General features: G+C 65.5%; 10 protein-coding genes and 1 pseudogene. 10 read left to right on the forward strand and 1 reads right to left on the reverse strand.

Features of this window, described 5'->3' with window-relative positions; translation table 11 throughout:
• The 7 genes from ubiB to WCB02_RS06740 form a co-directional block, all read left to right on the forward strand.
• Positions 1-1,471, forward strand: a 1,471-nt coding sequence (ubiB, locus tag WCB02_RS06710; protein ID WP_423957052.1) for a 2-polyprenylphenol 6-hydroxylase, incomplete at its 5' end; no start/stop codon positions are given.
• Positions 1,472-1,527: 56 nt separating this feature from the next.
• Positions 1,528-2,961 (forward strand): bifunctional phosphopantothenoylcysteine decarboxylase/phosphopantothenate--cysteine ligase CoaBC, encoded by a 1,434-nt coding sequence (gene coaBC / locus WCB02_RS06715; RefSeq protein ID WP_423957053.1) that lies wholly within the window; start codon positions 1,528-1,530, stop codon positions 2,959-2,961.
• Positions 2,958-3,416 carry a dUTP diphosphatase gene (dut, locus tag WCB02_RS06720; protein WP_423957054.1) on the forward strand — a complete coding sequence of 153 codons (459 nt, stop codon included), beginning with the start codon at positions 2,958-2,960 and terminating at the stop codon, positions 3,414-3,416. The genes coaBC and dut overlap by 4 nt, the downstream gene beginning before the upstream one ends.
• Positions 3,417-3,642: 226 nt before the next feature.
• Positions 3,643-6,162, forward strand: a complete 2,520-nt coding sequence (locus tag WCB02_RS06725; RefSeq protein ID WP_423957055.1) for an ATP-binding protein — start codon at positions 3,643-3,645, stop codon at positions 6,160-6,162.
• Positions 6,159-7,676: a tRNA (adenosine(37)-N6)-threonylcarbamoyltransferase complex ATPase subunit type 1 TsaE gene (tsaE, locus tag WCB02_RS06730; protein ID WP_423957056.1), complete on the forward strand. Its 1,518-nt coding sequence runs from the start codon at positions 6,159-6,161 to the stop codon at positions 7,674-7,676. Before WCB02_RS06725 ends, tsaE begins: the two co-directional genes overlap by 4 nt.
• A 130-nt stretch (positions 7,677-7,806) precedes the next feature.
• Positions 7,807-8,124, forward strand: a complete 318-nt coding sequence (locus tag WCB02_RS06735) for a PilZ domain-containing protein (protein WP_423957057.1) — start codon at positions 7,807-7,809, stop codon at positions 8,122-8,124.
• 139 nt (positions 8,125-8,263) lie between these two features.
• Entirely contained in the window at positions 8,264-8,986 is a 723-nt protein-coding gene (locus WCB02_RS06740) for a nucleotidyltransferase family protein (RefSeq protein ID WP_423957058.1), read from the forward strand.
• A 139-nt stretch (positions 8,987-9,125) separates the two neighbouring features.
• Here the strand turns inward: WCB02_RS06740 and WCB02_RS06745 are convergent, their stop codons facing one another.
• Positions 9,126-10,295, reverse strand: coding sequence for a DNA topoisomerase IB (locus tag WCB02_RS06745; protein ID WP_423957059.1), 1,170 nt, complete (start codon positions 10,293-10,295; stop codon positions 9,126-9,128).
• A 389-nt stretch (positions 10,296-10,684) separates the two neighbouring features.
• On the opposite strand from WCB02_RS06745, the gene acs reads away from it, so the two are divergent.
• From acs to WCB02_RS06760, 3 genes and pseudogenes are all read left to right on the forward strand, one after another.
• Entirely contained in the window at positions 10,685-12,637 is a 1,953-nt protein-coding gene (gene acs, locus WCB02_RS06750; RefSeq protein WP_423957060.1) for an acetate--CoA ligase, read from the forward strand.
• A 317-nt stretch (positions 12,638-12,954) separates the two neighbouring features.
• Positions 12,955-13,470: a L,D-transpeptidase gene (locus tag WCB02_RS06755; RefSeq protein WP_423957061.1), complete on the forward strand. Its 516-nt coding sequence runs from the start codon at positions 12,955-12,957 to the stop codon at positions 13,468-13,470.
• Between the two features lie 168 nt (positions 13,471-13,638).
• A pseudogene (locus WCB02_RS06760) lies at positions 13,639-14,830 on the forward strand (methyl-accepting chemotaxis protein); the annotation flags it as partial.

Here is a 14,830-nt window from a genome sequence, read left to right on the forward strand (position 1 = left end):
CGCCCAGCTCGCGCTGAAGCTCGCGCGGATCGTCGAGCGCCCCGGCGCGAAATCCGGCCCGCGGCTGTCGCGCGCGCTGGAGCGGATGGGTCCGGCCTATCTCAAGCTCGGCCAGTTTCTCGCCACCCGGCCCGACGTGGTCGGGGTCTTCATGGCACGCGACCTGGAAAGCCTGCAGGACCGGCTGCCGCCGTTTGCGCAGGAGGAAGCCAAGGCCGTGATCGAGGGCTCGCTGGAGCGTCCGGTCACCGAGGCCTTTGTCAGCCTTGGGCCTGCCGTCGCCGCGGCCTCGATCGCGCAGGTGCATCGCGGCGAGGTCGAGCGCGGCGGCGTGCGCCACAAGGTCGCGGTCAAGGTGTTGCGCCCCAATGTCGGCTCACGCTTCCGCCGTGATCTCTCCGACTTCTTCTTCGTCGCCCACAAGGCCGAGGCTCATTCGGCGGAAGCGCGGAGACTGCGGCTGGTCGAGATCATCAATACGATGTCGCGCTCGGTCGCGATGGAGATGGATCTGCGGCTGGAAGCCGCCGCGCTGTCCGAGATGGCGGAAAACACCCGCGACGATCCGGACTTCCGCGTGCCGACGATCGACTGGGACCGCACCTCGCATAACGTGCTGACCATGGAATGGATCGACGGCATCGCGCTCAGCGATCACGTCCGGCTCAAGCAGGCGCAAGTCGACCTGCCCGACCTCGGCCGCAAGCTGATCCAGAGCTTCCTGCGCCATGCGCTGCGTGACGGCTTCTTCCATGCCGACATGCATCCGGGCAATCTGTTCCTGGACGATGCCGGCCGGCTGGTCGCGGTCGATTTCGGCATCATGGGCCGGCTCGGCATGAAGGAGCGCCGCTTCCTCGCGGAAATCCTGCTCGGCTTCATCACCCGGAATTACCGCCGGGTCGCGGAAGTGCATTTCGAGGCCGGCTATGTGCCGCCGCATCATTCGGTGGAGAATTTCGCGCAGGCGCTACGCGCCATCGGCGAGCCGATCCACAACCGCATCGCCGAGGACATCTCGATGGCGAAGTTGTTGACGCTGCTGCTCGAGGTGACCGCGCTGTTCGACATGCGGACCCGGCCGGAACTGATCCTGTTGCAGAAGACCATGGTGGTGGTCGAGGGCGTGGCGCGGGGCTTCGACCCCAGGCTCGACATCTGGAAGACCGCGGAACCCGTGGTGCGCGAATGGATCGAGCTCAATCTCGGACCACTCGGCCGCATCCAGGGCGCGGTGATCGGCGTGGGCGAGCTCGCCCGGCTATTGACCGGGCTGCCCGACATCGCGGCCCGCACCGTCACCGTGCTCGAACAGCTGGAGACCATCACCCGGGACGGCTTGATGCTGTCGCCCGAAACCATCGCGGCGATGGGCCGCAGCGAGGGCAAGAAGAACCGCTGGCGCACCGTCGCGCTCTGGATCATCGCCGCCACCTTCATCGGGATTTTGATCGCCGTCCGGCGGCTGTGATTGCAATGCAATCACCTTCCTGCTAGCACTGCCTGCACCGCTTCCTGGAGCCGGCCATGGCAAGCCTGACCATCCGCAAACTCGACGAGGCCATCAAAGCCTGCTTGCGGATGCGCTCGGCCCATAACGGCCATTCGGTCGAGGAGGAAGTCCGCCTCATCCTGCGCGAAACGCTGCAGGGCGGACCGGACCGCGCCGCCGGATTGCCCGCCGCGCAGCCGTCGGCACTGAATCAACATGGCGGAATCGGCAGCGCCGGCGAGGTCCGCGTCACTCTGATCATCGGCGGCGGAATTGCCGCCTACAAGGCGCTGGACCTGATCCGGCGCCTGAAGGACCGTCACATCCGCGTCCGCGCAGTGCTGACCAAGGCCGCGCAGCAATTCGTCACTCCGCTTTCGGCCGGCGCGCTGTCCGGCGAGCGCGCCTATACCGATCTGTTCGATCCCGACAGCGAGTTCGATGCCGGTCATATCCGGCTGGCGCGCGACTGCGACCTGATCGTTGTGGCGCCGGCGACCGCGGACCTGATGGCCAAGATGGCGAACGGCCATGCCGATGACCTCGCCAGCGCCATCCTGCTGGCCGCGAGCCGACCGATCCTGTTGGCGCCAGCGATGAATCCGATGATGTGGAGCCATGCTGCGACCCGCCGCAATGTCGCACAGCTCGCGCGCGATGGGGCGGCCTTGGTCGGACCCAATGCCGGCGAGATGGCGGAAGCGGGCGAAGCCGGCATCGGCCGGATGGCGGAGCCATTGGAAATCGCCGCCGCCGCCGAACGGATCCTGCGTCCGGCGAAGCCGCGTCCGCTGGCGGGACGGCGCGTGCTGGTCACCGCGGGACCGACCCATGAGCCGATCGATCCGGTGCGCTACATCGCCAACCGCTCTTCGGGCAAACAGGGTTTTGCCATCGCAGCCGCGGCGGAGGCGGCCGGCGCCGACGTCACGCTGATCTCGGGGCCGGTCGAGCTCGACGATCCCGCCGGCGTGTCGGTCGTGCATGTGGAATCGGCGCGCGACATGCTGCAGCAGGTGGAAGCTGCGCTGCCGGCAGACGTCGCGATCTTCGCCGCCGCCGTCGCCGATTGGCGCGTCGCCAATGTAGGCGAGCAGAAGCTGAAGAAGACCGACGCCGCCCTGCCAACGCTCGCGCTGGTCGAGAACCCCGACATCCTGGCCACCATTGCGCATCGGACCGGGCAGCGTCCGCCGCTGGTCATCGGCTTTGCCGCGGAGACCGAGCATCTGATCGACAACGCCAAGGCCAAGCTGAGGCGCAAGGGCTGCGACTGGATCGTCGCCAACGACGTCTCACCTGCGACCGGGGTGATGGGCGGCGACCGCAACACCGTGCACCTGTTGCGGCGCGACGGCACCGAGATCGCGGTCTGTTCCTGGCCCGTGATGACCAAGGAGCAGGTCGCGATCGAGCTGGTGGCGCAGATCGTCCACAGCCTGGCCGCCAGCAGAGGAAAACCCGCATGAGTTCCGCGATCCGGATCGAGATCCGGCAGTTGCCGCATGGCATCGGCCTGCCCCTGCCGGCCTATCAGAGCGCGCACTCCGCCGGTCTCGATCTTCTGGCTGCGGTTGCCGAGGATGCCCCGCTGGTGCTGGCGCCGGGTCGGCACGCGCAGGTGCCGACCGGACTGAGCATCGCGCTGCCGCCAGGCCATGAGGCGCAGGTCAGGCCGCGTTCCGGGCTCGCCGCCAAGTTCGGCGTCACGGTGCTGAACGCGCCGGGTACGGTGGACGCCGATTACCGCGGCGAGATCGGCGTACTCCTGATCAACCATGGGACCGAGCCATTTACGATCCGGCGCGGCGAGCGCATCGCGCAGATGGTGATCGCCGCGACGGTTCGCGCCGAACTCGTGGTCGCGACCGCGTTGTCGGCGACCGATCGCGGCAGCGGCGGCTTCGGCTCGACCGGCCGCTAGTTTTGCCGGATCGGCCCGTAAAATTGCGGATCAGACTTTGCGACAGGCTTGGCATTAGGCTTGCCATCGAGCTTGATTCTGCTGCCTTGTTCCGGTTTTTTCCCCAGCGGGCTTCACGTTCACGGTCTGGACTCTTACCCCTCCGGTCCGCTTGGCGATATTGTTTCTCGATTCGCGCGGTGGGCATCTCAGCCGGGCGCTAAATCATGCGGTTTCGGGGCAAACCATGTCGGGCGTAGTCGCGGCGATGCGTCGGACGCTGCTGTCGTGCACATCACTGGCACGCAGCAGCTTGATGGCGTTCGCCCTCGCCACATTGACATCAGCCGGTCCGGCCCGCGCTGACCGTGACACGCCGCTGTTGGGCGCCGCCGCGGGGCTCGTCGACTTCAGCCGCCAGGAAATCGCGATCCTGACCACCGCATTGGCATTGCTCGGCTTTTCCGTCATGGCCGCGATCCTGTTGATGCGCAGCCGGGTGCGCGCCGCGCGCAACGAGGCGCGGCTGCGCTTCGTCATCGCCGACCTGCAGATCCAGGCCGACCGCTACCGGGCGCTGCTGTTCGCCGAGCCGCAAATCCTGATCGCCTGGGCTGCCGGCAGCAACCGCCCGGTGATCTCCGGCGACATCCTGCTACCGGCGCAGGATTTGCCGCAGCGCATCCTGGCCTTTGGAACCTGGTTGCCACCGGAGCCGGCGCTGCAGCTCGATCACGCGGTCGACGCCCTGCGCGAGACCGGCGAGGGTTTCCTGCTCAACCTCACGACCGCCAACGGCCATGCCATCGAGGCGATGGGCCGCGCGATCGGCGGCCAGGCCATTGTCCGGATTCGCGAACTTTCGGGATTGCGGCGGGAGCTGGCGGAAGCCAATCTGCGGCTGAAGGCGCTGATGGAGGAAACCGACATGCTGCGCGGCTTCGTCGCCGCCGCTCCCTGGCCGATCTGGGCCAAGCAAGCCAAGGATGGCCAAGGCTCTGGGCTCAGCTACGCCAACGAGGCCTATGCCCGCGCCACCGAGGCCGGCAGCGCGGCGGACGCGATCGACCGCAAGCTCGAATTGCTCGATTCGAGCGACCGTGCCGACATGGAGCGCGCCCTCGGCGCTGCACCCGCCTTCACGGCGCGGCTGCCGGTCGTCGTGCACGGCGAGCGGCGAATCTATGACGTGCACGCCATGAACGTCGGAAGCGGCAGCATGGGCATCGCCATCGACGCCAGTGAGGCCGATGCGCTCAGCGCGGCGCTGGTCCGCATGGCGGACGCTCATCGCCGCACCCTCGATCAATTGTCGTCCGGGGTCGCGGTATTCGACGGCCAGCGGCATCTTGCCTTCTACAACGACTCCTATCGCCGGCTGTGGGACCTCGAGCCTGCCTTCCTTGACGCCGCCCCCGACGATTCCAGCGTGCTCGACCGGCTGCGCGCGGCGCGCAAGCTGCCCGAGCAATCGGACTTTCGCGGCTGGAAGGCAAAACTGCACGAGGCCTACCGGGCGATCGAGCCCGCCAAGGACACCTGGTACCTGCCCGACGGCCGCGCGCTCAGCGTCGTCACCACGCCCAATCCGGAAGGCGGCGTGACCTATCTGTTCGACGACGTTACCGAAAGCCTCGATCTGGCGCGGCGGTTCGACGGCCTGATCCGGGTGCAGCGGGAGACGCTCGACAGCCTCGCCGAAGGCGTCGCGGTGTTCGGCAGCAACGGCCGGGCGCAATTATTCAACCCGGCTTTCGCCAGGATGTGGAAGCTGTCGCCGGAGGCGCTGCGCGAGGAGCCGCATATCGACACGGTGGCGGCCTGGTGCAAGCCGCTGCTCGACGATCCCACGGCCTGGCGCACCATCCGCGAGGCGATCACCGGGATCGAGAACCGCAACGACGTGCCGCTGAAGCTGGAGCGCAGGGACGGCAGCGTGCTCGACTGCATGAGCCGGCCGCTGCCCGACGGCGCCACCATGCTGACCTTCCAGGACATCACCGACACCGAGAATGTCGAGCGGGCACTGCGCGAGAGCAACGAGGCGCTCGAGGCCGCCGGCCAGATGAAGATCGACTTCGTCCACCACGTGTCCTACGAATTGCGCGCGCCGCTGACCACGATCATCGGCTTCGCGCATTTTTTGAGCGATCCCTCGACCGGTCCGTTGACCACGAAGCAGGCCGAATATCTCGACTACGTCACCAAATCGACCAACGCGCTGCTCGCGCTCACCAACAACATCCTCGACCTCGCCACCATCGACGCCGGCGCGATGAAGCTCGAGCTCGGGCCGGTCGATATCGGAAAGGCGATCGCGGCCGCGGCCGAGGGCATCCAGGACCGGCTCGCCACCGACCGCATCCGCCTCAAGGTCGACGTCGATCCCAGCATCGGCAGCTTCACCGGCGACGAACGGCGCGTGGTGCAGGTGCTCTACAATCTGCTCGCCAACGCGGTCGGGTTCTCGCCGCAGGATGAGACCGTCGTCGTCAGCGCGCGGCGGACCGAGCGGAGCGTGGTCTTCACCGTGACCGATTCCGGTCCGGGTATTTCCCCCGACGTCAAGGACAAGGTGTTCGACTGGTTCGAGAGCCACTCGCAGGGATCGCGGCATCGCGGCGCCGGGCTCGGCCTCTCGCTGGTGCGGTCCTTTGTCGAGCTGCATGGCGGCAAGGTCCGCGTCGATTCGGTGGTCGGCAAGGGCACGACCGTTACCTGCGATTTCCCGGTCGACCAGGCCCTGCATCGTAACGCCGCGGAATGATCTCTCCCTCGACATTCCAGGTGGCGCTGCCGAACGAGGCGGCGACCGCCAATCTAATGACCGACCTCGCCCTCCTGATCGGTCCCGGCGACGTCATTACGTTGTCGGGCGAGCTCGGCGCGGGCAAGACTGCGGCGGCGCGGGCGATGATCCGCTATCTCGCCGACGACGATGCACTGGAGGTGCCGAGCCCGACCTTCACGCTGGTCCAGAGCTACGACCTTCCATCCTTTGCGTTGGTCCACGCCGACCTCTATCGGATCGGGGACCCTTCCGAACTCGACGAGATCGGGCTCGCACCGCTGCCCGAGGCCACGGTGGCGTTGATCGAATGGCCGGAACGGGCGCAGGACGCGCTCGGCGGCGACCGCATCGACATCGCTTTCGATCATTGCCCGGAGCTCGGTCCGAACGCACGGTCGGCCGCGATCGCCGGTTACGGCAGAGCTGCCCACCTGGTCGAGCGATTGAAAGCGCTGCGGCAGTTTCTGGCCGACGCCGGCTTTGCCGATGCCAGGCGGCGGCGCATGGCCGGCGACGCCTCGATCCGGTCCTATGCGCGGCTGATGCGTGACGACGGCGCTTTCATCCTGATGAACTCGCCGAAGCGGCCGGATGGGCCCGCGATCTATGACGGCAAGTCGTATAGCGCGGCGGTGCATCTGGCCGAGGACGTAAAGCCCTTCGTGGCGATCGCCAACGGCCTGCGTGCCCATGGTTTCTCGGCGCCCGCCATCCATCATGCCGATCTCGAGGCCGGCTTCCTGATCACCGAGGATTTCGGCAGCGCCGCCATGGTCGAAGGCGAGCCGCCGCAACCGATTCCCGAGCGGTACGAGGCCGCGACCGAGCTGCTGGCGATGCTGCACCGCGAGCCCCTGCCGGACCGGCTGCCGCTGGTGGCGGATGTCGATTATGTCATTCCGGCCTTCGACACCGAGGCGATGCTGGTGGAGGTCGGCCTGATGGCGGAATGGTATCTGCCGGACCGCGGCGCCCCGTTGAGCGAGGCGCTGCTGACCGAATTTGCCGGGATGTGGCGCGATCTGCTGCAGACGGCTTGGGCGACAGCGAAAACCTGGGTGTTGCGGGATTTTCATTCCCCCAACCTGATCTGGCTCGGCGCACGCAGCGGCCTCGCACGGGTCGGCATCATCGATTTCCAGGATGCCGTGATCGGGCCGGCCGCTTACGACCTGGTGTCGCTGTTGCAGGACGCCCGGATCGATGTCCCGGAGGCACTCGAGCTTGCGCTCCTGACGCGCTACATCAAGGCGCGGCGCGAGGCCTGCGACGCCTTCGATCCGGCCAGCTTCGCCGCGCTCTACGCGCTGATGTCGGCGCAGCGCAACACGCGACTGCTCGGCACCTTCGCGCGTCTCAACCGGCGCGACGGCAAACCACAATATCTGCGTCACCAGCCCCGGATCTGGACTTATCTCATCCGCTCGCTGGCACACCCGGCCCTGTCGCCGGTGCGCGCCTGGTATGGGGCCCACGTCCCTCCACCATAGGGCGCTTCAACCATCGGTCCCGCCCCCTGTGTCCCGCCATCGGGCCCGTAGATTTACCGGTTGTTAGCCGACCCTCCCTAGTCTGCCGCGCGGCTGAAACGGCTGAAGCGGGAGAGGGTTGGAGCGGGATATGGCGAGCGAACGACGCAAGGGTGACCGCGTCACATTCGAGCGCGGCATCCCCGCGCACATGATGGGCATCGACGGCACCTGGCGGCGCGACTGCGTCATGGATGACGTCTCCGAGACCGGCGCGAAACTCACCGTCGACGGCTCGGTCGAGGGCCTGCATCTGAAGGAATTTTTCCTGCTACTGTCGTCCACCGGGCTCGCCTATCGGCGCTGCGAATTGTCCTGGGTCAATGGCGACCAGATCGGCGTCAGCTTCCTCAGGCAGGGCGACAAGAAGAAGAAGCAGCCGGCGCGGCGAACCGGGGCGGAGGCCTGACCCTGGATCGCCAGCGCCAGATCCTTCATCGCCGTCGTATGGCCGTCATGTCCGATGACTATGGCGTCGTCGACCATGTCGCCGATCCGGTCGGCGTGATATGATTCGCGACAGGAATAGTGTTCGAAAAGTTCTCGAGATGTCCGTCCGACCCAGCAAAGCCATGGTCCTCGCTGCAGGCTTCGGCCTGCGCATGCGGCCGTTGACGGATCATCTGCCGAAGCCGCTGGTGCAGGTCGCGGGGCGCCCGTTGCTTGATCACGCGCTCGACAAGCTTGCCGCCGCCGGCGTGACTGAGGCCGTGGTCAATGTGCATTACCTCGGAGAGCAGATCATCGCGCATGTCGCCTCCCGCACCCGTCCGCACGTGATCGTCTCGGACGAGCGCGACCAGGTGCTCGGCACCGGTGGCGGCGTCGTCAAGGCGCTGCCTTTGCTCGGCACGACGCCGTTCTTCCACGTCAATTCGGACACGCTGTGGATCGATGGCGTGCGGTGCAATCTCACGCGGCTGGCGGAAACCTTCGATCCCGCGCGCATGGACATTTTGCTCCTGATGGCGCCGACCGCGGACAGCATCGGCTATGGCGGGCGCGGCGATTACGCCATGCTGCCGGATGGCCTGCTGCGCAAGCGGCGCGAACATCAGGTGGTCCCATTCGTCTATGCAGGCGCCGCGATCCTGTCGCCATCGATCTTCAAGGGCGCGCCGGCGGGCGAGTTTTCGCTGACAAAACTGTTCGATGCGGCTGAGGAGCAGGATCGGCTGTATGGACTCCGGCTCGATGGCGTGTGGATGCATGTCGGCACGCCCGACGCCGTGGCGGCCGCCGAAGAGGCGTATCTGGAAAGTGTAGCGTAGCTGTCCCGCACGATGATGTTCAAAGCCGGATAGCTCCGTCACGGCGAGCCAACGGATCGGTTCGCAATGACGCTTCGTCAAATGGCCATTCCAAGATCCGAATCGGGGACCGCGCCGCCGGTTCTGCCCGTTGCCGTCGCTACACCGCCGCCGCCATCACCACCTGCGCCAGCAGCGCTTCGCGCTTCGACTGCGAGCGGTAGCCCTTCATGGTCGCGGCGAAGCGCTCGAGGATGCCGTCCTCGAACGCGGTGACGATGGTGTCGTGAACATAGCTCTTGCGGCAGATCGCCGGTGTGTTGGAGAGATGATCGGCGGCGGCGCGAACCGCCTCCAGCACCTGCTTCTTGCGGCCGCGGGCACTCGCCGCCGGCGAAATCCGCGACAGCGATTCCAGCACCACCGCCGAGGCCATCAGGGTACGAAAATCCTTCAGCGAAATCTTGATCCCCGCGATCTCGCGCAGGAACGCGTTGACCTGCGCGGTCGAAACCGCGCGCACTGTGCCGAAGCCGTCGCGGTACTGGAACATGCGCTTTCCCGGTACGGATCGCAAAATGCCGATCGCCCGCACCAGCTTGGCCGCATTGCATTCCTTGCGCACGGCCTTGCCGCCCTTGGCCTTGAAGGTCAGCACGACACAATCGTCTTCCAGCGTCACATTGGACTTCAACAGCGTGGTGGCGCCGCGGGTGCCGTTCAGCCGCGTATAGGACTCGTTGCCAGGCCGAATCGCGGTGCGCGCGATCAGCTCGATTACCGCGGACAGCGCGAATTCGCGGGTGAGCCGTTCGCTCGACAGATGCGCCGAGACGTTGCGGCGGATCTTCGGCAGTGCGGCGACCAGCTTCGCCAGACGATGAGCCTTGCGATGCTCGCGGACCTTCTCCCAGTCGGCGTGATACCGGTATTGCAGCCGTCCGGCGGCATCGCGGCCGACCGCCTGTAGATGCGAGCTGGGATCGGGCGAATAGCGCACCTCGGCGTAGGCCGGCGGCACGGCCATCGCATGGAGGCGGCGGATGGTGCGGGCATCGCGAATATGCGCGCCGTTGGCGCGCACGAAGGAATAACCCTTGCCGCGCTTGATGCGGCGGATGGTCAGCTGGTTCTGGTCGCCGAGCTTCAAGCCGACTTCGCTGGCGAGAGACTCGACCGAAGCGTGAATCGGGCCTGGTTTGCCCAGCTTGGCGCTGATCTTGAGCTTTGCCGCGGGCGATTTGGGCCATTGCCCGAGTGCTTTTGCCAAAGCGATCTCAGGATCCGCCGAAGCGCGCCGCGCAGCCTCGAAATTCTGCTGATCCATCATGGCTTTAGACGCCCTGCTCCGGGTCCTGTCAACTCAAGCCGGCTTTCGGCCTTTGGTTCCGAGAGGCCATTGGCCCCCGGGGGAGGCATTTAGGGGGTTATGTTCCGCATTGCGAGTCCGCAGAAGCGGCGTACCGGTCTCAGGATACCTTTCATGGGAGCCATTCGCCCGCTAACCTTGATGCAAGCCGAGGCGGGGGGCGGCTGAACTGGTATCCGGGGGAGCCGCCGCGTCCCAAGAGGCCGTTTGATCCTGCGCATGGTCGGGCTGACCGTCGAAGGTTTTACTCGTGCCGCTTGTCGGCCCCCTGCGGGAAGACGCATAATCGACATAACAACGAAGACGGTTTGCAGTGTCAGCGCTCACTGGCCGCATGGTGGAGGGTGAAAATGTCCGAGAAGATTTATGACGTGCCGGCCGAATGGGCCAAACGCGCCTGGGTCGATCAGGCCAAATATCGCGAGATGTACGACCGTTCGATCGCGGACCCGAACGCCTTCTGGGCGGAACAGGCCAAGCGCCTAGAGTGGATGAAATTCCCGCACAAGATCGAAAACACGTCGTTTGCACCCGGCAACATCTCGATCAAATGGTTCGAGGACGGCGTGCTCAACGTCGCCCACAACTGCATCGACCGGCATCTCCATCAGCGTGGCGACCAGACCGCGATCATCTGGGAGGGCGATGATCCCTCGCAGTCGAAGCACATCACCTATCGGCAGCTGCATGACGAAGTCTGCAGGATGGCCAACATCCTGCGTACCCGCAACGTCAAGAAGGGCGACCGCGTCACTATTTATCTGCCGATGATCCCGGAAGCCGCCTATGCGATGCTGGCCTGCGCCCGGATCGGCGCCATCCATTCGGTGGTGTTCGCCGGCTTCTCGCCCGACAGCCTGGCCCAGCGCATCAACGACTGTCAGTCCAAGCTGGTCATCACCGCCGACGAGGGCCTGCGCGGCGGCAAGAAGGTGCCGCTGAAGGCCAATGTCGATGCAGCGCTGGCCAAGGTCGAAGGCGTCGACTGGGTCGTGGTGGTCAAGCGCACCGGCGGCAAGGTCGACATGAAGCCGTCGCGCGACCTCTGGTACCACGAGGCGGCGCAGATGGTGACGACGGAATGCCCGGCCGAGCACATGCACGCCGAGGATCCGCTGTTCATCCTCTATACGTCAGGCTCGACCGGCCAGCCGAAGGGCGTGCTGCACAGCTCGGGCGGCTATCTCGTGTTCGCCTCGATGACGCATCAATATGTGTTCGACTATCACGACGGCGACATCTACTGGTGCACCGCCGATGTCGGCTGGGTCACCGGCCACAGCTATATTCTCTACGGCCCGCTGGCCAACGGCGCGACCACGCTGATGTTCGAGGGCGTGCCGAATTATCCGGACAATTCTCGTTTCTGGAATGTGATCGACAAGCACCAGGTCAACATCTTCTACACCGCGCCGACCGCGATCCGCGCACTGATGCAGTCCGGCGACGAGCCGGTGAAGAGGACCTCGCGCAAGAGTCTCAGGCTGCTCGGCTCGGTCGGCGAGCCGATCAATCCGGAAGCCTGGGAATGGTATCATCGCGTCGTCGGCGAGGACCGCTGCCCGATCGTCGATACCTGGTGGCAGACCGAGACCGGCGGCATCCTGATCACGCCGCTGCCGGGCGCGACCAAATTGAAACCCGGCTCGGCGACGCAGCCGTTCTTCGGCGTGGTGCCGGAGATCGTCGATGCCGAGGGCAAGACGCTGGAAGGCGAGGCCACCGGCAATCTCTGCATCGTCAAATCCTGGCCCGGCCAGATGCGGACCGTCTATGGCGATCACGCCCGGTTCGAACAGACCTACTTCTCGACCTACAAGGGCAAATATTTCACCGGCGACGGCTGCCGGCGCGACGCCGACGGCTATTACTGGATCACCGGCCGGGTCGACGACGTCATCAACGTCTCCGGCCACCGCATGGGCACCGCCGAGGTCGAAAGCTCGCTGGTCGCGCATGCCCAGGTCTCGGAGGCCGCTGTGGTGGGCTATCCACACGACATCAAGGGCCAGGGCATCTACGCCTATGTGACGCTGATGGAAGGCGTCCAGCCGACCGAGGAGCTGCGCAAGGAGCTGGTCGCGTGGGTGCGCAAGGATATCGGGCCGATCGCCTCACCCGATCAGATCCAGTTCGCGCCGGGACTGCCCAAAACCCGCTCCGGCAAGATCATGCGCCGCATCCTGCGCAAGATCGCCGAGGACGAGCCGGGTAGCCTCGGCGACACCTCGACCCTGGCCGATCCAGCCGTGGTCGACGATCTCGTTCAGCACCGCCAGAACAAGAAGGAGAAGTCGGCATAAGGCTGGCGGGCAGAATCGCCACTCCCCGGACGCCGGCCCGCGCTGCGTCCGCGTGTCGGCGTCAATTCGATGGGCTGATCGCCGATCGCCGGAACTATGGCGCGGGCGCGGCGGTTTACCCGCAGGTGTTGTTTTCAAGTCATTTACTTTGGGGCCAATATTTTCTTTTCTTTCCTCCGCTGAACGAGTTTGAAGGCCAGCATGGAAACCATCTGGTGAACGTGCGGCTACAAATGCGCACCCAGACCGGCATTTGGCGGGAACATGAACGAACTTGTCGCTGCACGGGCGCGTGAGACGACAGCGGAGAGGGATCAATGTCGAAAAGGCTTTTGGCGGCGATGGCCGCCACCGTCGGGGCGATGCTGCTGACGACCGGAATGGCTGAGGCCCGGCCGGAAGTGGTCGGTATTCACGCAGCTGAATATTCGCCCGGAACGATCGTGGTGAGGACCAGCGAACGGCGTCTTTATCTCATTCTCGATGAGGAACACGCCATGCGCTATCCCGTCGGCGTCGGCAAATCGGGCAAGCAATGGGCCGGTGAGACCCGGATCGACGGCAAATACCGCAACCCGGCCTGGTCGCCTCCGGCGGAAGTAAAGCACGACAAGCCGAACATCCCGGACGTGATCCCCGGCGGCTCGCCGCAGAACCCGATGGGGGTCGCGGCCATGACGCTTGCCGGCGGCGAATACGCCATCCACGGCACCAACGTGCCGAACTCGGTCGGCGGCTTCGTGTCCTATGGCTGCATCCGCATGTTGAACCCCGACATCACCGACCTCTACCAGCGGGTGTCGGTCGGAACCAAGGTTGTGGTGACGCGCTGATCGCCCTTTCCGGGAATTGCGGATGCAAGAAGCTGCGCTCGGGCGCATCTTCTTCGCGTCCGGCCGGGTTTTGCCGATACTGCCTGTAGTTGTACTGGTATTTGATTTCATCCTTAATTTAGCTTTACGCCGCCAACTGCTTCTCGGATGCGGGGGAAGCAAAACACGATGGCGCGTTTCAATTTTCGAATCGGCACCAAGCTCGGTCTGACGGCCGGCCTCGGCGTCGTCTTGGTCGCCGGCATGCTTGTCAGCCAGCTGATGGGCAATCAATCGATTGCCGTTCTAAGCAGAATGGTCCTCATCAACACCGACAACAAGGAAAACGCCCAGGCCGCCGAGTCAGCGATCCTGCGCGCGGAGCTTGCCGCGCTGGACATCAGCGGCGCGCCTTCGGCGGATCGGCTGGACAGGAGCGCGGCCGCCCTGCGGACCAATCTCGCGCAGGCCGGGACCGAAATCGACGCCGCCGCGCAACGGGCACAGCGCGAGGTGGCCAGGGCGATGTACCGCGAGATCAGGACGTTCGTCGAGAAATCGCTGACCGCCGGAAACGATTTGATGGCCGCCCGCGCGACCGTCCTTGCCGGATTCGCCAAGACCAATCTGTCCGCCGAGGCATGGAGCCGGGGGCTCGACGAGCTTCTGGCCTCGCCGAGCCTCATCGGATCGCCCAACCGTCTCGCCGTCGAAGTCAATCTGCGGGAGGCTGATGCGGCATTGCACGCCGCTCGCGCCGCTGGCTGGCGATTCGCGGCGAATGCCGACCCGAAGCAAAAGGAGCTCTCCGCCAGCCGCGCGGACCAGGTCATCGCCGCGCTGAAGCGCGCGCGCACGTTCGCGAGCGAAAACGACATCCAGGCCGCAATCGACCAACTCGCCGTCATCGCCGATCAATTCAGGACCGAGGCGGGCGACACCCTCAAGGCCGAGGACGCGAAAGTTCGCGTTCTCAACGGAGGCGTGTTTGCCACAGCCAATGAGATCCGCGCCCGGATCGGCAAGGCCGTCGAGGTGGGCACCGAGTATTCGACCAAACGTCAGACCCAGTTGCTCGCCGAATTGGACCAGGTCGCAACCATCGCGCTGGTCGTCGGCGTGCTCGTCGTGCTGGTGCTGATCGGCTCAGCGATGTTCTCGGTGATGAACATCGCCCGCCCGATCCGCCGCATCGGCGACGTGCTGCTGGAACTCGCCAACGGCAACAAGGCGGTCGAGATTCCCTTTACCGAGCGCGGCGACGAGGTTGGCGACAACGCCCGCGCGGCGCGTACCTTCAAGGACAATCTGTTCCGCATGGAACAGATGGAGGCCGAGCAGAAAAATCAGGAGGCGCTCGCGGCCACCCAGCGCAAGGCCG

Origin of the sequence: Bradyrhizobium sp., from assembly GCF_049581145.1 — a bacterium.
Classification (GTDB): Bacteria; Pseudomonadota; Alphaproteobacteria; order Rhizobiales; family Xanthobacteraceae; genus Bradyrhizobium.

Bases quoted from the DNA above. Each gene is read 5' to 3' on its own strand.
- coaBC (WP_423957053.1), top strand. From the start codon at position 1,528: ATGGCAAGCCTGACCATCCGCAAACTCGACGAGGCCATCAAAGCCTGC.
- dut (WP_423957054.1), top strand. From the start codon at position 2,958: ATGAGTTCCGCGATCCGGATCGAGATCCGGCAGTTGCCGCATGGCATC.
- WCB02_RS06725 (WP_423957055.1), top strand. From the start codon at position 3,643: ATGTCGGGCGTAGTCGCGGCGATGCGTCGGACGCTGCTGTCGTGCACA.
- tsaE (WP_423957056.1), top strand. From the start codon at position 6,159: ATGATCTCTCCCTCGACATTCCAGGTGGCGCTGCCGAACGAGGCGGCG.
- WCB02_RS06735 (WP_423957057.1), top strand. From the start codon at position 7,807: ATGGCGAGCGAACGACGCAAGGGTGACCGCGTCACATTCGAGCGCGGC.
- WCB02_RS06740 (WP_423957058.1), top strand. From the start codon at position 8,264: ATGTCCGTCCGACCCAGCAAAGCCATGGTCCTCGCTGCAGGCTTCGGC.
- WCB02_RS06745 (WP_423957059.1), bottom strand. From the start codon at position 10,295: ATGATGGATCAGCAGAATTTCGAGGCTGCGCGGCGCGCTTCGGCGGAT.
- acs (WP_423957060.1), top strand. From the start codon at position 10,685: ATGTCCGAGAAGATTTATGACGTGCCGGCCGAATGGGCCAAACGCGCC.
- WCB02_RS06755 (WP_423957061.1), top strand. From the start codon at position 12,955: ATGTCGAAAAGGCTTTTGGCGGCGATGGCCGCCACCGTCGGGGCGATG.